Source organism: Niveispirillum fermenti, from assembly GCF_052474395.1.
Window position 1 is genome coordinate 539,282 of sequence record NZ_CP156678.1, and the last position, 23,869, is coordinate 563,150.

At 64.5% G+C, this 23,869-nt stretch carries 7 protein-coding genes; 4 read left to right on the top strand and 3 right to left on the bottom strand.

The window, feature by feature from the left end; genetic code table 11:
* Window positions 1–93: 93 nt before the first annotated feature.
* Window positions 94–1,137: a GDP-mannose 4,6-dehydratase gene (locus ABC728_RS02030; protein WP_416621905.1), complete on the bottom strand. Its 1,044-nt coding sequence runs from the start codon at window positions 1,135–1,137 to the stop codon at window positions 94–96.
* A 485-nt stretch (window positions 1,138–1,622) separates the two neighbouring features.
* Here ABC728_RS02030 and ABC728_RS02035 point away from each other — a divergent pair, with 485 nt between their 5' ends.
* Window positions 1,623–3,842, top strand: coding sequence for a TonB-dependent receptor (locus ABC728_RS02035; RefSeq protein ID WP_445376311.1), 2,220 nt, complete (start codon window positions 1,623–1,625; stop codon window positions 3,840–3,842).
* Window positions 3,843–4,026: 184 nt separating this feature from the next.
* Here ABC728_RS02035 and ABC728_RS02040 read toward each other — a convergent pair whose 3' ends face one another.
* Window positions 4,027–16,680, bottom strand: a complete 12,654-nt coding sequence (locus tag ABC728_RS02040) for a SwmB domain-containing protein (protein ID WP_445376312.1) — start codon at window positions 16,678–16,680, stop codon at window positions 4,027–4,029.
* A 717-nt stretch (window positions 16,681–17,397) separates the two neighbouring features.
* On the opposite strand from ABC728_RS02040, the gene ABC728_RS02045 reads away from it, so the two are divergent.
* Window positions 17,398–18,303, top strand: a complete 906-nt coding sequence (locus ABC728_RS02045; RefSeq protein ID WP_416619749.1) for a LysR family transcriptional regulator — start codon at window positions 17,398–17,400, stop codon at window positions 18,301–18,303.
* A 192-nt stretch (window positions 18,304–18,495) separates the two neighbouring features.
* On the opposite strand, the gene ABC728_RS02050 is transcribed toward ABC728_RS02045, so the two are convergent.
* The gene (locus ABC728_RS02050) at window positions 18,496–20,145 is read right to left on the bottom strand and encodes a GMC family oxidoreductase (protein ID WP_416619750.1); all 1,650 of its coding nucleotides are present in this window, start codon (window positions 20,143–20,145) and stop codon (window positions 18,496–18,498) included.
* Window positions 20,146–20,401: 256 nt separating this feature from the next.
* Here ABC728_RS02050 and ABC728_RS02055 point away from each other — a divergent pair, with 256 nt between their 5' ends.
* Window positions 20,402–21,190 (top strand): SDR family NAD(P)-dependent oxidoreductase, encoded by a 789-nt coding sequence (locus ABC728_RS02055; RefSeq protein WP_416619751.1) that lies wholly within the window; start codon window positions 20,402–20,404, stop codon window positions 21,188–21,190.
* A gap of 261 nt (window positions 21,191–21,451) precedes the next feature.
* Complete coding sequence (locus ABC728_RS02060; protein ID WP_416619752.1) at window positions 21,452–23,845, top strand: TonB-dependent receptor; 2,394 nt, start codon at window positions 21,452–21,454, stop codon at window positions 23,843–23,845.
* Window positions 23,846–23,869 lie beyond the last annotated feature (24 nt).

A 23,869-nucleotide genomic window follows, 5' to 3' on the forward strand; every position in this document is an offset into this window, starting at 1 on the left:
TGGCAGGCCGGCGGCTTCATGTTAACTGGATTGGTGCATCTGGCGCGGGTGGGGGCATCGCCGGGACCGCTGCCGTTCCCGGAACGGCCTATGTCATCCCCGGCGTGCCTGTTCGGCCGTCACCATCATGGTGACCAGGGCCGGCAGATCGACGGTAGGCGACCAGCCCAGCCGCAGACGGGCCCGCGTACTGTCGCCCCGCAACTCCCCCACCTCCGCTGGTCGGAACAGGGAAGGGTCGACCGTGACGCAGGGCCGACCGGTATCCAGGTCGATCGCCTGCTCGGTCAGTCCCTCCCCCTGCCATTCCAGGCGCAGGCCCAGCGCATCGGCCGTCATGCAGACGAAATCGCGCACGCTCCAGGTCCGGCCCGTGGCCAGCAGGTAATCATCGGGCTGTCCGGCCTGCAGCATCGCCCACATGCCGCGAACATAATCCCCGGCGAACCCCCAGTCGCGGCGGGCATCCAGCCGGCCCAGCGCCATGGGTGCGGCCCGCCGGCCCTGCTGCCAGTCGGTCAGGCTGCGCACGATCTTGGTGGTGACGAACTCTGGCCCCCGCAGCGGCGATTCATGGTTGAACAGGATGCCGTTGACGCAGAACAGGCCATAGGCGACGCGGTAGAGCGTCGTCATCTGATGGGCTGCCACTTTCGCCACCGCATAGGGGCTGCGTGGCCGGAACAGGGTGCTTTCACGCTGCGGCACCTCCGGCGCCGCCCCGAACATCTCTGATGTCGAGGCGTGGTAGAAGCGGGTGGCGGGGTGGCGGGTGCGGATGGCCTCCAGCAGGTTGGTGGTGGCGACGGCGTTGCTGGCAAAGGTTTGTGCGGGCACCTGGAAGGAGGAATGCACCGAGCTGTGGGCGGCCAGATGATAAAGCTCCGCCGGCCGGCATTCGTCCAGCAGCCCGGTGGCGGCCTGCGCGTCGGTCAGGTCCGCCGTGACCATTGCCACCCGGCCCGTCAGCCCCATTTCCGCCAACCGCCACGCCCCCGCCGGCACTGTGCCGCCGGGACGCAGGGTGCCTGTCACCTGATAGCCCCTGTCCAGCAGCAGGGCCGCCAGATAGGCGCCGTCCTGGCTGGTGATGCCGGTGATCAGGGCACGCCGCCCCTTCTCTGCCTGTTCACGCATCCAACTGTCCTGACAACCATTCCATGGCACCGGCGGCCCCGCCGGTGCGGACGCCATCAATCTACAGGACGGGCGGGTCCATGGCGAAACCGGAATCCTCGTTCTGCGTCAGGGACAAGGCGGTTGTTCCGGTCCGCTGTGATTGCAAGCCGCCTGGTGTTTCGGTCATATTAGTTGAAATGATCAACTATTAACATTTGTATATGGAGAATATTGGTCTTGTATAAATATAATCACGTGTGATGGAAATCTTTTTGCCCCAGTTTGTTTCTTGCAAAGAAAAAAGGAATGAAGCATAATTATTATGTTAAAAAATGATATGAGCAATTGCGGGACCGCAGGTCCCTGTGCAGCCACCAATAAGATCAAGATCCGATAGGAAGGATTCCATGGGTTCTCTTGAACGCCGGCCGCATTCGGCCGGAGTGCCGCCGCATGCCCGGACCGCTTGTCGCGTTTTGCTGGCATCAGGACTGGCAATGGCCATGGCGGCGCCCGCCACGGCCCAGCCGGTGGCGCAGCCCGCCGATTCAGCGACGCTGGAGGAGATCGTCGTGACGGCCCGGCGCCGGTCGGAAGCGTTGCAGGACACGCCGGTCGCCGTCTCCGCCTTCACCGCCGAGGCGCTGGAGGCCCGCAATGTGGAGACGCTGGACAATATTGCCCGTTTCACCCCGAATATCCGATTCGACGGGGCCGCGGCCCTGTCGGGAGGCAATTACAACGCTACCGTCTTCATCCGAGGCATCGGCCAGAACGACTTCGCCATCTTCAGCGATCCGGGCGTCGGATTCTATGTCGATGGCGTCTATTATGCGCGGTCCATCGGCGGCATCATGGATGCCGTGGATTTGCAGAGCGTGGAGGTGCTGCGCGGACCGCAAGGTACACTGTTCGGCAAGAACACCATCGGCGGTGCCGTTCTGATCACCACCCAGCGGCCGACCGACGCGCTGACCGGCCGGGTGGAACTGACCACGGGGCGTTTCAACCGGCTGGACGTGAAGGGGACGCTGAACCTTCCCCTGGCTGATGGCAGGGTGTTGACCCGCCTGTCGGTTTCATCGCTGAACCGGGACGGTTATGCCAAGCGCCTGTCGGACGGACAGGATATGGGCGACCGCAACGCCGACAGCGCCCGGCTGCAGATTTCCACGAATGTTACGGAAGATATCAATTTCCATCTCGTGGGTGACGTCACGCGGGCGCGTGAACATTCGGCACCCAACAAGCTTCTGGCCATCGCACCCGCGCCGGGCCTGACGGGGGTTCCCTTCCTGGTGAACTACAACGATCTGGTGGCGCCGACCCTGGGCATCACGGCGCCCAACGGACAGAGGACGCTGAACAATTCCTTCATCACCGACAGTCCCTTCACGACCTGGGCTTCGGGTCCCAATGTCAACGACCTGGACCTGTGGGGCCTGGCCGGGACCCTGACCTGGAACCTGGGAAATGTGGAGGCCAAGAGCATCACGGCCTATCGCGAATTGCAGGCCACCTTCGCCCGCGACGGTGACAATACGCCCTTCACCTATCGCGAGACCTTCAATGATGACGACCAGTGGCAGTTCAGCCAGGAATTTCAGTTGAGCGGTGACGGGTTTGACGGGCGTTTCACCTGGGTGGGCGGCGTCTATTACTTCACCGAGGAAGGGACCGATGATGCCAGGGCCGATCTGGCCATGGGCCTGTGGCCGCCGCTGGGCCCGCCCATGTCGCCGGCCACGATCATCCTGAACCGTATCGACAACAGTTCCTATGCCGTGTTCGGCCAGGGGAATTTCAAGCTCACCGACGCCTTGTCCGTCACGGCTGGCGCGCGGTGGAACCGCGACAAGAAATGGATTTCGGTCTTCAACCGCCGGCAGCGCGATCAGGTTGTTTTCACCGATGTGCAGCGGTCGAGCAACTGGAACGCCTTCACGCCCAAGCTGGGGCTTGAATACAAGGCCAGCAGCGACGCGCTGCTGTACTTCTCTGCGGGCAAGGGTTTCAAGAGCGGTGGCTTCAATGCCCGCCCGCTGGCGGATGAGTTGGAGGTGACGCAGTATCAGCCCGAGACCATCTGGACCTACGAGGCCGGTGCCAAGACAGGCTGGCTGGACAACAGGCTGATCGTCAATGTCGCCGCCTATCTCAGCAAATATGACAATATCCAGCTCACCGTGAACCAGACGCCGCGCAACTTCGTGGCCAATGCCGCCAAGGGCACCATCAAGGGTGCCGAGCTGGAAGTGCGGGCCAAGCCGGCCCGCGGCCTGGATTTCGACCTGGCGCTCGGTTACACGGACGCCCAGTATGACAAGGTCGGCACCGGCCTGGGCCCCACCCAGATCCTGCCCATCACCGATGCCGCCAAGTTCGTGAAGACCCCGAAATGGACCGCCAGCACCGGGCTGCAATATACGCATGTGCTGGAAAATGGCGGCGCGCTCAGCCTGCGCGGCGACCTGTCGGCCTACAGCAAGTTCTACAACGACGTGGCCAATACCGAACTGGTGGCACAGTCCGGCTATGGCATCGTCAACACCCGTCTGACCTACACCGCACCGGATGATAGCTGGACGCTTGCCCTGTTCGCCACGAACGTGACGGATCGGCGTTATTTCGTCTCGGGCAATGCCAGCGGGGCCTTCGGTCTGGCGGAGGTCAGCTATGGCCGGCCGCGCGAATGGGGTCTGACGCTAGGCGCGAAATTCTGACGCATCGGTTCCGGACAATCCCCATACCGGCAAACACCGATACCAGCACGGCCTTGGGTTGCCGTGCCGGTATCGGTGTTTGCCGGCGATCATCCGGTGCAGGAAGATCGTTATGGATCGGAACAAGGCGGGTGGGGCAGGCGGGGATGGTCCCGCCGGCCCCACCCGCCTGCGCGGTGCCGGGTCAGGTGGCGGCGGTGTCCAGGAACCAGGTGGCCACAGGCCCGGTGACACCGAGGATGGTGATGGAACCACCATTGCCCAGGTCGAGCACGGTGTTGCCATCGACCAGCCGGGCCGACGCGATGACATCGGCGAGGGAGAGGCCGGCGTCGTAGATGGCCAGGCGGTCGACACCCACCTGGAAATCCGCGATGACCGTGCCGCCGGACTGGCGGCCGAAGGCGAAGGTGTCGGCCCCCTCGCCGCCCCACAGCGTGTCGGCCCCGCCATCGGCGAAGATCAGGTCGTCGCCCGCTCCACCATTCATGATGTCGTCGCCTTCGCCGCCGAACAGCGTGTCATTGCCCTCGTCGCCGAACAGGATGTCGTTGCCAGTCCCGCCGACGCCGATATCGTCGTCCTCGCCCAGGCTGATCAGGTCGTCGCCATCGCCTCCCATCGCGGTGTCGTTGCCGGTGCCGCCGAGGATGATGTCGTCGCCTTCGCCGCCATGCAGCAGGTCGTCACCATCCTCGCCGAACAGCGTGTCGTTGCCGGTGCCGCCATCGACGGTGTCGTTGCCTTCGTTGCCGGTAAGGATGTCGTCGCCTTCCTCGCCGAACACCGTGTCGTTGCCGGTGCCGCCGAAGCCGTAGTCGTTGCCGCTGCCGCCGCCAACCAGGTCGTTGTCGGCACCGCCCATCACCCAGTCGTCGCCCTCGCCGCCATGTACGACATCGTCGCCTTCATCACCGGACAGGGTGTCGTTGCCCAGCGTCGATGCGATGGTGTCGTTGCCGCCACCGCCTGACAACAGGTCGTCGCCCGGACCCAGGATCATCACCTGGCTGCTGGCATCGCCATAGACCGCCTGATTGCCCTTCCCGCCGATCAGGGTTGCCTGACCGATCACCGCGATGAACTCCACATTGTTGATGTCGGCCGTGATCGGGGTGTTCGCGGCGCTGGTGTTCAGCACGATGGCGGTGGGCAGGGTCCCGCTCAGCGTATTCCCGGTGATCTGGAGGGTGCTGCCGCCGGGCTGGCTGGTGTCGCCAGCACCGGAAAGATCGATGCTGCGGACCAGCAGCGCGCTGTCCTGCGGCAGGACCGACAGGAAGCCGGTGCCGCCGCCCGTCAGGTCGGTGCGGGAGCTGGAGCCGGCGTCGGTGCGCTGTTCGATCTCGCGGATCAGATCGGTCAGCGACTGTGCTCCTGTCGTGCGCGATGAGTTGCCCGAACTGGTGACATTGACACCGATCGGCACACCCACGCTCAACGTCATCACCGTGCTGACCTGACCGGTGACCGGGTCGAGCATCCGTTCCCGCACCACCGGCACATCGGCCAGGTTCTGGTTCGGGGTGCTGGGATCCTCTTCCCGGCTTTCGGTCGGGGCGACGATCACGACGGTGCTGACCTGGGTGCCGTCTGACAGGGTGGCGGTGCCGCCCTCCACCAGGGCGCCGTCGATATTCTCCACCGGGGCCGGGACCTCCGGCACCGGCTTCTCCGCCGTCACCTGCACCTTGGCCGCACTGGCGGTGAAGGTCGGGGAGATGTTGCCGACGGCGTCCGTCACGGTGACGGTCAGGCTGAGCGCCCCATCCCCGAGACCGGACAGGTTCAGGCCGCTGATGCGGGCATCGGCTGCGGACAGCAGGCCGCTGCCGCTGATCGAACCGCCACCGGAAGAGGTGATGGTCCAGACATAGCTGGCGCCCGGCTCTGCCCCGGCAATGGTGAAGGCGACATTCACCTGCTCGCCGGCATCGATGGTGGTGTCCTCGAAGGCCACCGTCACCGCGGTCGGGGCCGTGGTGTCGATGACCAGGAACTGGTTGCCCGGCGCGGAGACATTGCCGGCGGCGTCGGTCGCCGTCGCCGTGATGGTATTGGTGCCATTCACGTCGAGCGACAGGGTGCCCGATACCGGTGTTGCGGTGCCCAGGTCGATGGACCAGGCGCCGTCCGTGGCGACCGTGCTGTAGATGGCACCCCCCACCGTGACGGTGACGGTGGCCCCCGCCTCCGCCGTGCCGGTGATCACCGGTGTGGGATTGCCCGTGTTGGCCGCCGAGGAGATCGTCGGAGCCTCCGGCGGTGTGGCGTCGATCACCACATTGCCATTGCCGGGGGCGGAAACATTGCCGGCGCCATCGGTCGCCGTGGCCGTGATGGCGTTGTCGCCAGCCGGGTTGAGCGACAGGGTTCCGGAAACCGGGGTGGCCGTGGCCAGGTCCACCGTCCAGGTACCGCCCGTGGCCACCGTCGTATAGGTCGCGCCGCCTACCGTGACGGTGACGATGCTTCCGGCCTCCGCGGTGCCGGTGATGGCAGGCATGTTCTCCCCGGGGGGCACGAGGTCGATGCCGGGTGCCGCCGGTGCGGTGCTGTCGATGACCAGGGTCTGGCTGCCGGGTCCGGAGATGTTGCCGGCCGGGTCCGTCGCCGTCACCGTGACCCCATTGTCGCCATCGGGGTTGAGCGTCAGGGTGCCGCTGGCCGGCGTGGCCGTCCCGGTGTCGATGGACCAGACGCCGTCCGTGGCAAGGGTGGTGTAGGTGGCGCCGCCGATGGTCAGCGTGACGATGCTTCCGGCCTCCGCCGTGCCCGTGATGACGGGCGTGTTGTCACCGGTCAGCGACGGGGAGGTGACTACGGGCGCGCCGGGTGCCGTCGTATCGATGGTCAATGTCTGCGTGGCGGGCGCGGACACATTGCCTGACGGGTCCGTGGCCGTGACGGATACGCTGTTGTCGCCATTGGTATTCAGCGCCAGCGTTCCGCTGGTCGGGGTTGCCGTTTCGGTATCGATGGACCAGACACCACCGATGGCCGTGGTGGTGTAGGTGGCGCCCCCGATGGTCAGGGTGATGGTGGTGCCGGCTTCTGCGGTACCGGAGATCACCGGCGTGCTGTCATTGGTCGGGCCGGACGAGGTGATGACCGGCGCGCCCGGCGGCGTGGCATCGATAACCAGCGTCTGGGTGCCCTGGCCGGAGATGTTGCCCGCCGCATCGGTCGCGATGGCCGACACATTGTTGTTGCCGTTCGGGTTCAGCGCCAGGGTGCCGCTTGTCGGCGTGGCGGTTCCGGTGTCGATGGACCAGCTCCCGCCGGTTGCCGTGGTGATGTAGGTGGCACCGCCAATGGTCAGGATCACCGTGGCGCCGGCTTCCGCGGTGCCGGAGATGACCGGCGTGCCGTCATTGGTCAGGCCGGGCGAGGTGATGACCGGTGCGGCGGGTGCCATCGTATCGATGGTCAGCGTCTGGGTGCCCGGTGTGGACACATTGGTGGCGGCATCGGTGGCGGTGACGGAAATGGCATTGGCGCCATTGGTGCTCAGCGACAGGCTGCCCGATGTCGGGGTAGCCGTTGCGGTATCGACGGACCAGTTTCCGCCGGTGGCCGTGGTGGTGTAGGTGGCGCCGCCGATGGTCAGCGTGATCGTGGCGCCGGCCTCCGCCGTGCCGCTGATGGTCGGTGTTGCGCTGTTTGTCAGGTTGGCGGACGTAATGACCGGTGCGGCGGGTGCCATCGTATCGATGGTCAGCGTCTGGGTGCCCGGTGTGGACACATTGGTGGCGGCATCGGTGGCGGTGACGGAAATGGCATTGGCGCCATTGGTGCTCAGCGACAGGCTGCCCGATGTCGGGGTAGCCGTTGCGGTATCGACGGACCAGTTTCCGCCGGTGGCCGTGGTGGTGTAGGTGGCGCCGCCGATGGTCAGCGTGATGGTGGCGCCTGCCTCTGCCGTGCCGCTGATGGTCGGTGTTGCGCTGTTTGTCAGGTTGGCGGAGGTGACGACCGGTGCGGCGGGTGCCGTCGTGTCGATGGTCAGCGTCTGGGTGCCCGGTGTGGATACATTGGTAGCGGCATCGGTGGCCGTGACGGAAACGGGGTTGGTGCCATTGGTGGTCAGCGACAGGCTGCCCGATGTCGGGGTGGCCGTTGCGGTATCGACGGACCAGTTTCCGCCGGTGGCCGTGGTGGTATAGGTGGCGCCGCCGATGGTCAGCGTGATGGTGGCGCCGGCTTCCGCCGTGCCGCTGATGGTCGGTGTTGCGGTGTTGGTCAGGTTGGCGGACGTAATGACCGGTGCGGCGGGTGCCATCGTGTCGATGGTCAGCGTCTGGGTGCCCGGTGTGGATACATTGGTGGCTGGATCGGTGGCTGTGACGGAAACGGGGTTGGTGCCATTGGTGGTCAGCGACAGGCTGCCCGATGTCGGGGTGGCCGTTGCGGTATCAACGGACCAGTTTCCGCCGGTGGCCGTGGTGGTATAGGTGGCGCCGCCGACGGTCAGCGTGATGGTGGCGCCGGCCTCCGCCGTGCCGCTGATGGTCGGTGTTGCGCTGTTGCTCAGGGCGGCGGAGGTGACGACCGGTGCGGCGGGTGCCGTCGTGTCGATGGTCAGCGTCTGGGTGCCCGGTGTGGATACATTGGTAGCGGCATCGGTGGCCGTGACGGAAACGGGGTTGGTGCCATTGGTGGTCAGCGACAGGCTGCCCGATGTCGGGGTGGCCGTTGCGGTATCGACGGACCAGTTTCCGCCGGTGGCCGTGGTGGTATAGGTGGCGCCGCCGATGGTCAGCGTGATGGTGGCGCCTGCCTCTGCCGTGCCGCTGATGGTCGGTGTTGCGCTGTTTGTCAGGTTGGCGGAGGTGACGACCGGTGCGGCGGGCGCGGTCGTGTCGATGGTCAGCGTCTGGGTGCCCGGTGTGGATACATTGGTGGCTGGATCGGTGGCCGTGACGGAAACGGGGTTGGTGCCATTGGCGTTCAGCGACAGGCTGCCGCTGGTCGGTGTGGCGGTGCCGGTATCGATGGACCAATTACCGCCGGTGGCCGTGGTGGTGTAGGTGGCGCCGCCGATGGTCAGCGTGATGGTGGCGCCGGCCTCCGCCGTGCCGCTGATGGTCGGTGTTGCGCTGTTTGTCAGGTTGGCGGAGGTGACGACCGGTGCGGCGGGCGCGGTCGTGTCGATGGTCAGCGTCTGGGTGCCCGGTGTGGACACATTGGTGGCGGCATCGGTGGCGGTGACGGAAATGGCATTGGCGCCATTGGTGCTCAGCGACAGGCTGCCCGATGTCGGGGTGGCCGTTGCGGTATCGACGGACCAGTTTCCGCCGGTGGCCGTGGTGGTGTAGGTGGCGCCGCCGATGGTCAGCGTGATGGTGGCGCCTGCCTCTGCCGTGCCGCTGATGGTCGGTGTTGCGCTGTTTGTCAGGTTGGCGGAGGTGACGACCGGTGCGGCGGGCGCGGTCGTGTCGATGGTCAGCGTCTGGGTGCCCGGTGTGGACACATTGGTGGCGGCATCGGTGGCGGTGACGGAAATGGCGTTGGTGCCATTGGCGTTCAGCGACAGGCTGCCGCTGGTCGGTGTGGCGGTGCCGGTATCGATGGACCAATTACCGCCGGTGGCCGTGGTGGTGTAGGTGGCGCCGCCGATGGTCAGGGTGATGGTGGCACCGGCCTCTGCTGTGCCGGAAATAACCGGCGTATCATCCTTGGTCAGGCTGCTGCTGGTAATTTCCGGGGCATCCGGGGGCGTGACATCCGGTGGCAGCTCGACACTCATCATCGCCACGCCGGACTTCAGGCGGGGATATTCGGACAGGATGCCGGCCGTCACCGTCGATGTCAGACCGATCGGGAAGGAACCGGAAACCTCCGAGCCGATGGCCGTGACGTCGAACGAGACCTTGTACATGGTTCCGATGGTTTGCAACCCGGTGATGCCGGCGACGCTGCTGGTGGCCAGGGTCGTCGGGTCCACGTATTCGATCACGACGGGGCCTGCGGTCCAGCCGGTCGGCAGCGCGGGTGCGAAGCCGATCGTGGTGCCGATCACGGACAATGCGCTTTCCAGGGTGACCAGGAACTCCACCTTCTGCGGCGTAGTGCCATCAAAGGTGACAGTCGGGTCGATCGCCTTCGCCACCATGCCGAAGGTGGTGCCGCCGCCCTGGGCGGACTGGGCGATCGTCACACCGGTGGCGATTTCGATCTGCGTCACATTATCGCTGCCGCCGCTGTCGCGGACCGACCGCAGCACAATGGCGCGAAAGGCACTGTCACCAGGGGTGATGCCGGCGAGTGTACCGGTATTGCTGTAGGTCAGGTTGTCGATCCGGTCGGTGATTTCATTGACCTGGGCCGTCATGCCGACAAAGGTGACCGTGGCAATATCGCCGGTCACCGACACGTTGTAGATGAGATCGGGGGAGTTATAGCTCCCGCCATCGACCAGATCGATATCCAGCCCGTGGATTGTGATCTTCTCATTGGCGGTGCCATCCACGCCATGCACGGTCAAGGTAAAGCCGACGAAGGCCTGGGCGATGTCCAGCGTGTCGGCGACGGTCAGGTTGAACAGATCGACGCCGCTGCCGCCGCTGCCATTCTGGAATCCGTCATTGGCGGCCACGGCGTGCAACAGGGGCGGCGTGTTGCCGGTGGAGACGGCAGTGTTGTTGGTGACCGGCGTGGTGGTCAGGCTGGAGGCATCGTTGCCTGTGATATCCTGGATGGCGTTGACGTCATTGCTGCCACTCGGGTCGGTATAGGCGACGGTGACCGACTGGCCGGCGGTGACGGGCGTGGCCAGCGACAGGATGACAAGCTTCGACGGACCGTCCACCAGCACGCTGTTGACGGCAACCGCATTGCCGCCGACCATCACGGTGAAGGCACCCGGCGCGGGACCGGGCAGCGAAGCCAGTGCCTGATCATAGGTCATGGTCAGGGTGGCGCCATCGACCGTCGCGCTCTGGAAGGTGACCGGGCGGATGGTGGTGACGATGAAGGATTGGTTGAAGTCAGCGGCATCGATGCCGGTCGTGCCCTGGATGGCGGCCGGATCGTCACCCGCCGTCGGGTCGGTATAGGCGAAGTCGATGATATCGCCGGCCAGCAGGGTGAGGTTGCCTGATGGGTTGGTGTCGAGCGTCAGCGTGACGGTCTTGTTCGCGCCGTTGACACTGACCCCGCTCACCACGACACCGGTGCCGTTCACCTGCACGTCGAAGTCACCGGCCGCAGGTGGGCTGGCGCCGTCCAGCGCGACGTCGAAGGTCAGCGTGATCGTGTTTTCACCAATATAGGCCAGGCTCGACACATAGAGGGGGGCAGAGGGCGGCGGCGTATTGTTGGTGACGCTGGTCGCGGGCAGGCTGACGGCATCGACACCGGTGGAGCCCTGGATGGCGTTGGTGTCGTCGCCATTGGTCGGGTCGGTATAGGCGACGGAGACAGTCTGGCTGCTGGTCACCGGCGTGGCCAGCGTCAGGGTGACGGTCTTGTTGACGCCATCGATCACGACATTGGTGACATTGACGCTCTGGCTGTCGACCATGACGGTGAAATCGGTCCCGGCGGGCGCGTTCAACGCATCCAGCGCCTGGTCATAGGTCAGGACCAGCGAGGTCCCGTTCACCGCCGCGCTGACGAAGGCGGGTGCGGGGGGCGGCCCCACCGTGACCATCGCGGAACTGCTATAGGCACTATAGTTCAGGGAAACGCCGGTGGTCTGCGGTATGAGACTGACCGGAAAGGCCCCCGAAGTGTCCGTGCCGGATGCGGTGATGTCATAGGTCAGCGTGTAGGTGGTGCCCAGGTTCAGCAAACCCGATATGCTGGGGACGGTACCCGACGGGGTCGCGGTCCAGCCCTGCGGCAACCCCAGGGAGAAGGTGACCATGCTGCCGATCATGGTGGTTGGCGCCAGGACGGTGGCGGTGAAGGTGACCTGCGTCGGCACACCGGGCGTGAAGTTGTAGGTCGGGCTGTCCGGTGTTGTGGACAGGAAGAAAGTCGGCATCATCACAGAATCGACGAAGGTCACCGTGGCGACTTCGTTGATAGTCGTGGTGTTGTTGGACGCGCCGCTGTCGGTCACGGACTCCAGCACCACCGGGCGGGTATAGCCCTGGCCGATGCTGCTATTGTTGTTCGTGACCTTGTACGCGATGCCGTCGATCAGCGTGCCCATGTCGCTGTTGCTCAGCGAAAGGCCGCTCAGGGTGACGGTGGCGACGCCATTGGCGAGCGTCACGGCATAGCTGCCGCCGGCGACGCTGCCCGTGCCTGCCGCCAGCGTGATGTCGGTGCCGCCGATATTCAGGTACTCGGTCCCGTAGGCGACATTATAGACCTTCAGCACCATGCCGGTGAAGGTCTGCCCGTTATCGACGGTGGAGGCGGTCACCGTGTCGAACAGATCATAGCCGGTGCTGCCGTTCAGGCTCCAGAAGCCCTGGTTCTCGGGTGTCAGCGTCAGGGTCGGCGGTGTGTCGCCGCCGCCTGCGGACGTATTGTTGGTGACGCTGGTCGCGGGCAGGCTGGCGGCATCAAGCCCGCCGGAACTCTGGATGGCATTGGTATCGTTGCCATTGGTCGGGTCGGTATAGGCGACGGTCACGGTCTGGCTGCTGGTCACCGGCGTGGCCAGCGTCAGGGTGACGGTCTTGTTGACGCCATCAATCACGACATTGGTGACATTGACGCTCTGGCTGTCGACCATGACGGTGAAATCGGTCCCGGCGGGCCCGTTCAACGCATCCAGCGCCTGGTCATAGGTCAGGACCAGCGAGGAGCCGTCCACCGCCGCGCTGACGAAGGACGGTGCCACGGCGGGCCGGGCGATCGCGACAACGAGGGAACGAGTGAAATTCGCCGCGTCGAGACCGGTCGTGCCCTGGATGGCAGCCAGATCATTGCCTGCGGTCGGGTCGGTATAGATGAAGTCGATGATGTCGCCGGCGGTCAGGGCGCCGCTCCCGCCCAACGCGCTGCTGTCGAGCGTCAGGGTGACGGTCTTGTTCACCCCATTGACTGTGACGCCGGTCACCGGCACGCTGGTGCCGTTCACCTGCACGTCGAAAGCACTGGACGGGGGCGGATTGCCCCCGTCCAGCGCCACGTCGAAGGTAACCGTGAACGTGTTTTCACCGATATAGCCGACGCTCGACACATAGACCGGTACTGTGGCCGGCAATGTATTGTTGGTGACCGGTTGGCTCGTGATGCTGGCGGCATCGACACCGGCCGTGGACTGGACGGCGGTCACGTCGTCACCGGCGGTCGGGTCAGTGTAGGAGACGGCCACCGTGTCGCCGACGGCGACCGGCGCCGACAATGTCAGGGTCACCGTCTTGTTGGGGCCATCGATGGCGACATTGGTGATCGTGGCCAGTCCGGCGCCAACGAATACGCTGAAGCTGGCACTTGTCGGTATATTCACCCCGTCCAGCGCCTGGTCGTAGGTCATGACGAGGGTATTGCCGTCGATCGTCGCGCTCTGGAGGGCGGGTGGCGCGACGGTGTTGTTGGTGACGGATTGCCCTGTGAAGCTGCTGGCATCGCTGCCGGTGGCGGACTGGATGGCGAAGGTGTCGTTGCCGGCCGTGGGATCGGTATAGGACACGGTGACGATCTGCCCCGACGTCACAGGCGTGGTCAGGGTCAGGGTGACGGTCTTGTCCGCATTGACGATCACGTTATTGACGATGGCGGGGCTGCCGCCGACCGTCACGCCGAAGGCCATCAGTTGCGGGGCGTTGAGCTGGTCCAGGAAATCGTCGAAGGTCAGGGTCAGCGTGGCGCCATCGACCGTCGCGCTGACCAGGGCCGGGCCGCCGGGCGTGTTGTTGGTGACCGACTGGCTGGTGAAGCCAGCGGCGTCGATGCCGCCCATCGACTGGATGACGGAACCCGTGTCGTCGCCGGTCGTGGGGTCGATATAGGTGACGGTGACCACCGCACCCGCCGCGACGGGTGACGCCAGGGTCAGGGTCACGGTCATGTTGTTGGTGTCCACGGTGGCCGTGGTCACCGTCACCAGCATGGAATCGGCCATCACCGAGAAATTGGTCCCGGTCGGCCCGTTGATCGCATCCAGCATCTGGTCATAGGTCAGCACCAGGGTGGAACCGTTGACCGTGGCGCTCTGCAGGGCCGGAGCCGCCGGCGTGTTGTTGGTGACGGACTGGTTGGTGAAGGTCGCCGTATCCGCGCCGGTGGTTGACTGGATGGCAAAAAGATCATCGCCGGGCGTGTCGGTATAGGTGATGGTGACCGTCTGCCCCGACGCCACCGGCGCGTTGAGGGCCAGGGTGATGGTCTTGTCATTGTTGACGGTCACGCTGCTGACGGCGACCGGGCTGCTGTCTACCGATACCGAAAAGGCCATCGACAGCGGCGCGTTGAGCTGATCCAGGAAATCATCGAAGGTCAGCGTCATGCTGGTGTAGTTCACGGTGGCGCTGACCAGCGCGGGCCCGACGGGGGGCGAGGTATTGTTGGTGACGGCCATGTTGAGTATGGAGCCGGCATCGTCGCCGTCTATGTTCTGGACGGCCAGCGTGTCGTTGCCACTGGTCGGGTCCGTATAGCTGACGGTGACCGTCTCGGTCGACAATATCGGCCTTTGCAGGGTCAGGGTCACCGTCTTGTTGGCGCTGTCGACAGCCACGGCCGTGACGATGACGACACCGGGATGCATCCCGCCGCTGGCATTGACGCCGAAGGTCCCGACCTGTGCCACATTCGTCGCGTCCAGCGCCTGGTCATAAGTCAGTACCAGGGTGGAACCATCGACTGCGGCGCTCTGCACTATCGGCGGATTGGGCACGGTGACGTTGACCGTTGCGGATATGCCGCTCAGGCTCGCGACATTGTTGCTGCTGCCGTTATCGGTGACGCTGTTGAGGGTGATGGTTCGGGGACCGGCTGTCACGGTCGCCGCCTGGTTGATATAGCCGATACCATCGATGATGGACTGAAGCTGGGCTGCCGTGATCGGTGTCGTAAAGGCAAAATCATAGGTCTGCGCGTTGGCGCTACCGGATGCGGTGTAGCTGCCATGCGGGATGCCGCCAACATCGACCTGGCCGCCGGCGCTGCTCATCCCCCCGAGCACGCCGGGAACAGTCAGCCCTTCCATCATATCCGCGAGGCCGCTGATCGTAATGGAGAAACCGACGAAGCTCTGGCCGACATCGTTGGTGTCGGCCGTGACGCTGGAAAACAGGTCGACGGGGGTGGAGGTGCCCTGAGGATAGCTGGCGGTCGCACCGGTGGCGGTCAGGGTCGGCAGGGTGCCGGTCGGGGGCGGCGTGACATTACCGATATTGACGGTCGCGGACGAGCCGGCAAGGCTGGCGGTGTTGTTGCTGGCACCATCGTCGGTGACGCTGGTCAGGGTGATGACGCGGGCGCCGTCGGAGGGCGTGCTGCTGTTGTTTTCCGCAGTGTTGTTATAGGCGATGCTGTCGACCAGCGACTGCATTTCGCTGGCCGTATATCCGAAGCCCGAAAGGGTGACGGTGGCGGTGGTGCCAGTGACGCTGACCGTGCCCCCCACGGAACCGGAAGTGGTCACCCAGGCGAAGCTGGCGCCATTGACCAGCGCCAGTGTGCCGAAGGCACCGGCGACAGCGTTCGGCATGGAGAAGCCGAGCATTTCATAGGCGTCAAGGACGCCTGTCACCGTCAGGGTCAGCGAGGTGAAAAGCTGGCCGCTGTCATTGGTGTCGGCCGCGACACTGGAGAACAGGTCCGGCGGGGAGGCGGAACCGGCGAAGGTGGCGGTCGCACCGGTGGCGGTCAGTGTCGGCAGGGTGCCGGTCGGGGGCGGCGTGACACTACCGATATTGACGGTCGCGGACGAGCCGGCAAGGCTGGCGGTGTTGTTGCTGGCACCATCGTCGGTGACGCTGGTCAGGGTGATGACGCGGGCGCCGTCGGAGGGCGTGCTGCTGTTATTTTCCGCAGTGTTGTTATAGGCGATGCTGTCGACCAGCGACTGCATTTCGCTGGCCGTATATCCGAAGCCCGAAAGGGTGACGGTGGCGGTGGTGCCAGTGACGCTGACCGTGCCCCCCACGGAACCGGAAGTGGTCACCCAGGCGAAGCTGGCGCCATTGACCAGCGCCAGTGTGCCGAAGGCACCGGCGACAGCGTTCGGCATGGAGAAGCCGAGCATTTCATAGGCGTCAAGGACGCCTGTCACCGTCAGGGTCAGCGAGGTGAAGACCTGACCCGCATCGTTGGTGCTGGCAGTCGAGCCGGAGAACAGGCTCAATGCATTGCTTTCATCGACGAAGGTGGTCGTGACGCCGGTGGCGGTCAGGGTTGGCAGGGTATCCAGCGTGCTGAGCACCCCGGTGAAGGCGGGGATGTCGAAGCCCTGCGTGGTCACGACGCCGATGCGGGCCGCCAGCACGAAATCACCGCCCAGATCGGTGGCCCCCGTCAGGTTGGTCGAGGCAGCGACATTGGCCCCCGTCAGGTCGGCGAACAGGTCGAGCCAGGCATTGCCGGCCGGTTCTCCGGCCAGTTCACACCCGTAGAGCAGGATGTCGCCGCCCGGCTTCAGGGCCGCGCCCAGCATATCCAGGTCGCCGGGGCGTTCGGCCAGCATCGCGGCATCAAGCGTCAGGGCGCCCAGCTTCAGATAGCCGTCGCCGCCATGTGACAGGATGTGGAAGGCATCATGGCCCGCACGGCCGGCGGCCCAGTCGGCCAACTGCGACAGCCCGTCGCCGCGGCCGTCCAGCAACACGACGGCGATGCCGGCAGGTACCCCCTCGGCCAGTGCTTCCCAGCCCGACACCGCGGTGTCGATGAAGGCGACCTCCGACCGGCCCCCGTTCAAACGGCTGTCCATATTGCGGAGTTCCTGCCACACATAGCCGTCCACACCCATAGCGCTCTCCTTGAAAACCGTTTGTTTTTAACCCCTTGGCGTCGACGCCTCGCGTATCGCCTTCAGGGAAATTTCAACAGGGAAACTGTACGGAAAGCCAACGCCCGTCATGCGAAGGCGCCGGCCGGTGACCAGGGTTCTCCCGGTCATGTTTATTCATCCAGCGCCGGGCATTGCCCCGTCACCTTGGTCGAAATGTACATGGAAAGGTAGATTTTGAATTTTCATAAACACCCAATTGATTGATGGTTTTGCGGTTCATGAATGATCGTGTTCAAGAAAATCATGAACTCGAAAGGTTGGTTATTTTAAAATAACTAAAATTTACTGTAATTTTCCCAAAAGTGGAAATAATTAAAATTCATGATCGCATAATACTAAATATACCACTGAATAATCTTTCATAAGTACAAAAAACCTCGGCGTTAATGGAAAGTTAACAAGAAATTTTGGTACTTAACATTATGGAATCTGCCATTCAGGAGCGCCTTATGATGATAAGTACCTTTTGATCGTGCCTATTTGATTGTCAAGAGGATTTGTGTCCAGGATTTATTTATCCCTCCACATGTGTCGAATTCCTTTTTCGCTGGGTCTGGAATGGAAACCTTTGTTTTTGCTTTACCCGTGGATTCCGAGTAAGTAAAATGAATAAAACTGAATGACGAAATCAATCTCATGAATTTGAGCCGTATCGATTTGAATTTGCTGGTGGTTTTTGACGCCGTCGTCCGCACCGGTTCCGTCAAGGACGCTGCACCCCTGCTGGCATTGAGCCAGCCGGCGGTCAGTCATGCGCTCAACCGCCTGCGCGAGATGTTGAACGATCCGCTGTTCGTGCGCAGCCATAACAAGCTGGTGCCCACCGAGCGTGCCCGGGCGATGGCCGGGCCCGTTGCGAAGATATTGGAGGATGTGAGCCGGGTCGTCGCGGGCGGGGAGTTCGATGCCAGCAGCAGCAACCGTACATTCCGCATTGCCATCAGCGACTTCACGGCCCTGACCATTGTCCCTCGGCTGATGCGCAAGCTGCGCCTGCTGGCACCGGATACGACGCTGGACCTCATGCCGGTTGGCGAACAGACGCTGGCCCTGCTGGAGAAGGGGGAGCTGGATTGCACCTTCTGGGGCCTGCGCCCTCCGGAAACGCCCTACCAGTCGCTGCCGCTGTTCCGGGACAGTTTCGTCGGCTATTGCTGCAAATGGCACCCGTTGATGCAGGCCGGCCGGGGCCAGATCACGACGGACGACTATCTGGCCTATCCCCACGCCATCGCACAGTTTCGCGATCCCAATCCCAGCCCGGTCGATGTGGCCCTGGCGGCGATGGGCCAGAGCCGCAACATCGTGCTGCGCTCGCCCAGCTTCATGAGCAATATCTCGACCATCGCCGGGACCGACCTGATCGCCACGCTGCCATCCAGGCTGGCCCCGGTCGCGACGTCCCAGGGGTTGAGTTCTTTCCGGCTGCCCGTCACGGTGCCGGACTTTCCCTATTCACTGGTCTGGCACCGGCGCACGGAGGCCGACCCTGCCGTCGACTGGTTCAGACAGTTGTTCGCCGACCCCGATCTTTTGGTCTGAGAACAAGTTGCGATGAATGGAATTCATCGCAACTTGGTCCGGCGGCGACCGCCACAGCACCGCTCGTTCGGCGTCGCCAAGCCAACGAATGTTGGCACCGGCGTGCGCCCACGGATGTGGGCGCCGGCGATTGGGCGGTGATCAGAACCAATAGGTGCTGATCACCGCAAAATAGTATGATCCGGGGCTGTCCTATCCCGCCAGGATCATGTCCGACGCCTTTTCCGCAATCATCACCGTCGCGGCATGGGTATTGCCGGACACGATGGTCGGCATGATGGAGGCGTCCACCACGCGCAGCCCCGTCGTGCCGCGCACCCGCAATTGCGGGTCCAGCACCGACCTTTCATCACCACCCATGGCGCAGGTGCCGGACTGGTGATAGCCGGTGGAGCCGGCGGCCCGGCAGAAGGCCAGCAGCGCGTCGTAGCTGTCGGCCTCAGGGCCGGGTGTCAGTTCATGGTCGAAATAGGGCGCCAGGGCGGGCTGGCCCATGATGCGGCGCGCCCATTCCAGGGCCGCCACGGTTGCCCGCTGGTCTGCGGGATCGGACAGGAATCCCGGCCGGATGGCGGGATGCGCAGCCGGGTCCGATGATCGGATATGCACCGACCCGCGCGATCGGGGGCGCATGACATATCCACCAATGGTCATGCCGGGTTCCCGTTCCATCTGCATGCGCCCGCTTTCGGCCAGGGCCTTGAAATCGACCGTGCCGGGGCTGGCGAAGAATTGCAGATCGGGCAGGTCCAGGGCCGGGTCGGACCGCAGGAAGGCCGTCAGGTTCGATCCCCCCAGGGCCAGCAGGCCCGACCGGGCCGTGGCATAGCGCAGCACCTGCCCCAGAAGGCCCAGCCCGCGCGACAGGCTGTTCAGGCTGGGACTGCCGGGCTTCAGGCGGGCGCGGACCATGCTGGCATAATGGTCCTGCAGGTTCTCCCCCACGCGCGGACTGTCGACCAGCGGCGTTATCCCCAGCGAGGACAGGCGCTGCGCATCGCCGATGCCCGACAGTTCCAGCAATTGCGGGGAGTTGATGGCCCCGCCGGCCAGGATCACCTCGCGCCGGGCCGTGGCGCAGCGGGCCTGTCCGTCCTGCAGGAAATGCACACCCGTGGCCCTGGAGCCGAAGAAGCGGACATGCGTGGCCAGGGCCCGGGTCACCACGGTCAGGTTCGGCCGGCGCATGGCCGGGTGCAGATAGGCCACGGCCGCCGACCGGCGCAATCCACGCCGCGTGTTCAGCCGCACGGGTGCCACACCTTCGCGCGTCGTGCCGTTCAGGTCGTTGCTGCGCGGTGCGCCGGCTTCGGCGAAGGCATCGATGATGGCCTGCTGCACCGGGTGGCGGAAGGGGACGTCGCCGATATCGAGCGGGCCACCGACGCCCGCCTCCTCCTGGCTGTCCGCGCGGCCGGTCTGGTTCTCCACGCGCCGGAACAGCCCCGCCACATCGGACCAGGCCCAGCCCGTGCAGCCCTGCTGACGCCAGCCCTCGTAATCCTCCGGCAGGCCGCGGACATAGATCATGCCATTGATGGAGGAGGAACCCCCGAGCACCTTGCCACGCGGGAAATGGTGCTGGCGTCCGTTGCTGCCGGGGTCGGGCTCTGTCTTATAGTTCCAGTTGATCCGGGGGTCGGCCAGCATGCGGGTGAAGCCGGCCGGCAGATGGATGTTGACGTTGCTGGCGAACTGGGCGGGTTCCCGCAGGGGGCGGTCATCGCCGCCGGCTTCCAGCAGCAGCACGCGGTTGCGGCCATCGGCGGACAGCCGGTTGGCCAGCACGCACCCGGCCGAGCCGGCACCGACAATGATATAGTCCGCTTCGAGCTGCGTCATGTTCCGCCCTGCCTTGTCTTCCCGCGGACGGCGAATATCCTGCGTGCCCGGTTGCCCGCAAGGGCTTCCAGCATGCCGCCACCCGTCCCGTTGTTCCTGTTCTAAGCCCGCGCGGGTGCCTTGGGGGAGGGGTGTTCGCGTCACGCCGTCCCTCATCGCCGATGTGATCCTTTGCCCCGCCCGGCTGCCCGCTGATTCCGCCATGCCCTATCAATAGGCCCGAGGCCAGCCATCGGGGCATAATGGGAAGGACAGCATGACAGCATTATTCTCCACAACGGGGCGCCGTGCGCTCGTCACGGGTGCATCCAGGGGGTTGGGCAGGGCCATTGCCCTGGGGCTGGCGGGGGGCGGTGCCGATCTGGTGCTGGCCGCCCGCGACGGTGCCAGACTGGAAGAAGTGGCGGGCGAGGTCCGCGCCCTGGGCCGCCGTGCGGATACGATCAGCTTCGACCTGGCCGACCTGACGGCCGTGGAGGCCGCCGCCGCGTCGCTGGCCGGTGATGAACGGCCCATCGACATCCTGGTGAACAATGGTGCCATCGCCGGCTGGGGCGCGCTGCCCGACAGCACGCTGGCCCAGTGGCAGAACATGTTCGACGTCAATGTCGCCTCCATGTACCTTCTGTGCCGGGAATTGTCGCGCGGCATGGCGGCGCGCGGCTGGGGCCGCATCATCAATTTCGCCTCCTATGTGGCGCAGACGGGCCGGCCGAACCTTGCCGCCTATACCGCCAGCAAACATGCCGTGTTGGGGCTGACCCGGTCCGTGGCGGCGGAACTGGCGCCACGCGGGGTCACCTGCAATGCCATCGCACCCGGCTTTTTCGATACCGACATGGCCGCACCCACGGTCGGCAACCCGCAAAGGGCGAAGATCTTCCGCGATGCCATCGCCATGGGCCGGTTCGGCGACCCGTCGGAGATCGTGGGCCCGGCCCTGTTCCTGGCGTCGGATGCCGCGTCCTACGTCACCGGTCACATGCTGAACGTGGATGGCGGCGTGGCTGGCATCCTGTCGCTGCCCGTCGTGGTGGAAACCTGACAATCCTGTCCCCGTAAGGCTTTGCACGATGCAAGTGATGAGTTTGCGGCCTGCCGGGGATCATGTATCTGATCCATCCTTCGCTGGAGAAGGCGATGGCTTCCTTTAAAGGCTGGATCGATTTTAATGAGTGGCAGGACGCATTGTTCGACATACAGCGGAATGAGATGTGATGTGCCCCAGGTTCATCGCCTGGTATCGGCGTCGTTCCGTTCCCGCGTCCAAATAAAACAACAGAACCTTATTTGAGGGAGGGAAGTCATGAAGCTGCGCACCTTGACCATGGCGCTGCTGGCCACATCAACCTTGTGCGGCACCGCACCGGCCATCGCGCAGGAGGCTGCCCCCACCGCGCCGCAGGCCAGTGCCGGTCTGCTGGAAGAGATCATCGTCACGGCCCGCCGCCGCGAGGAGGCACTGCTGGACGTGCCGATCGCCGTCTCCGCCATCTCCGGCGATGCTCTGGCCAAGGTCGGCGTCACCGATGTGCAGGGCCTGCAATACCAGACACCGTCCCTGACCATCACGGCCCCCGCCAGCCAGCGCAACGTCGTCTCCTTCGCCATGCGCGGCCAGCGCGTGCAGGAGACGCAGCTTTTCACCGATCCCGCCGTCGGCACCTATTTCGCCGAAGTGGTCCAGCCCCGTCCCTATGGCTTCGGCAATGCGCTTTACGACCTGCAATCCGTGCAGGTGCTGAAGGGCGTGCAGGGCACGCTGTTCGGCCGTAACATGACGGGCGGCGCCGTGCTGGTCGAGCCGCACCATCCCGTGCTGGGCGTGACGGAAGGCGAAATGAAGCTTTCCGCCGGCAATCGCGAGATGTACGAGGTCTATGGCGTGCTGAACGCCCCGCTGGGCGATAATTATGCCGTCCGCGTGGCCGGCAAGGTCCGCCGCCGCGATGGCTGGGCGCACGAGGTGACGACCGGCCGCAAATATGACAACCAGCATTACGAGACGTTCCGCATCTCGCTGCTGGCCAAGCCCTGGGAAGGGGTGGAGAACCTGACGGTCTTCGACCATTTTGTCAGCGATGAGAATGGCACGGCGGTCTTCCTGACCTCCATCTCCCTGCCGTCGGCCCTGTCCAACTATGAGAATTTGCGGCGCGGCGGCCTGATCACCGACAATATCCCGGCCGAGTTCGAGGCCGCGCGCGAACTGTTCCGCAAGAAGCGCTACAGCCTGGATATGGGCGCCGGCGAGGGTGGCCGCATGGATGCGCTGGGCCAGCCGTTCGAGAAGACGCGCAATAACGGTTTCACCAACAAGACGACCATCGAGCTCAGCGACACGCTGACCCTGAAGAACATCTTCGGCTATCGCAACCAGAGCCGGAACGTGGTCCAGGATTATGACGGCATCCCCGCCTTCCTGATCACGCCGCGGCAGTTCGCCTATGTGGAGAATATTTCCGAGGAACTCCAGTTGCAGGGCGAGTCCGCCGATGGGGATTTCACCTATATTGTCGGCGGCTTCTATTTCAAGGAAAAGGGCATCGACGGTTCCTACCAGAACACCCTGCCGCAACTGACCATGGCCGGCGCCGGCGCCCTGCAGACCGGCACGGCCAGCCGCTTCGTCGGCTACAGCGCGGGCGAGGGTTTCGCCGAGGCCTATGCCGGCTTCGTGGCGGGCACCTACAAGCTGACCCCCGATCTGACGGCATCCGGCGGCCTGCGCTACAATTACGACAAGCGCAAGATCACGCTGTCGCCCACCCGGCCGGTTCTGCGCACCTGCGAGTTCGATCTCAACCTGACCACGCCGGGCGTGCAGTCGGTGCCCTACGACCAGTGCTTCTTCACCAATCAGAAGAGCTTCGATGAGTTCACCTACGACGCGACCCTGCAATACAAGCCCAGCGACAACCTGACGACCTACGCCTCCTACCGGCATGGCTTCCGGGCGGGCGGCTTCTCCACCCGCGCCCAGAATGCCATCGCGGCGCAGCCCTTCCTGCCGGAAAAGGTGGACGAGTACGAACTGGGCGTGAAGACCGACACCTGGCTGGGTGACGGGCGTCTGACCGGTGGCGTGGCCCTGTTCCTGCAAAACGGGTCGAATGTGCAGAAGCAGCGCGCCACCAGCTTCGACACCGACGGTGACGGCGTCGTCGACAACATCATCACCGTCGTCGACAACACGGCCAAGCAGCGCAACAAGGGCGGCGAGCTGGATTTCAGCTACACCACAGATGCCTTCAGCCTGACGGGCTTCTATTCCTACATCAAGGTCGACGTCCTGCGGGGCAGCACCACCATGACCATGCCCAACGGCACGGTCCTGCCGGAGATCGAGCAGCGCGGAACGCCCAAGCACCAGTTCGGTGTGACCGGCACCGTGAACCTCCCCATCGATGAAGCCATGGGCACGGCCGCCTTCACGGCCAATTACACCGTGCGCAGCAAGATCTATCTCGATGATTTCGAGCTGGAGGGCCTGCAGCCGTCCTACAGCCTGGTCAACCTGCGGCTGGAATGGAACGACATCAACCGTTCCGGCGTCAGCGCGGCCCTGTTCGGGACGAACGTGTTCGACAAGCAGTATCGCGTCGGCGTGCTGGGGCTGATGGCCGAAGGGCTGGGCTTCCAGTCCAGCGTCTATGGCGAGCCGCGCATGTTCGGTGTGGAACTGGGCTACAAGTTCTGATCGCCCCGAGGGGGTGGCGGGCAG

Excerpts from the sequence above, each read along its gene's own strand:
- ABC728_RS02030 (WP_416621905.1), bottom strand. The coding sequence starts at position 1,137 with ATGCGTGAACAGGCAGAGAAGGGGCGGCGTGCCCTGATCACCGGCATC.
- ABC728_RS02035 (WP_445376311.1), top strand. The coding sequence starts at position 1,623 with ATGGCGGCGCCCGCCACGGCCCAGCCGGTGGCGCAGCCCGCCGATTCA.
- ABC728_RS02040 (WP_445376312.1), bottom strand. The coding sequence starts at position 16,680 with ATGGACAGCCGTTTGAACGGGGGCCGGTCGGAGGTCGCCTTCATCGAC.
- ABC728_RS02045 (WP_416619749.1), top strand. The coding sequence starts at position 17,398 with ATGAATTTGAGCCGTATCGATTTGAATTTGCTGGTGGTTTTTGACGCC.
- ABC728_RS02050 (WP_416619750.1), bottom strand. The coding sequence starts at position 20,145 with ATGACGCAGCTCGAAGCGGACTATATCATTGTCGGTGCCGGCTCGGCC.
- ABC728_RS02055 (WP_416619751.1), top strand. The coding sequence starts at position 20,402 with ATGACAGCATTATTCTCCACAACGGGGCGCCGTGCGCTCGTCACGGGT.
- ABC728_RS02060 (WP_416619752.1), top strand. The coding sequence starts at position 21,452 with ATGAAGCTGCGCACCTTGACCATGGCGCTGCTGGCCACATCAACCTTG.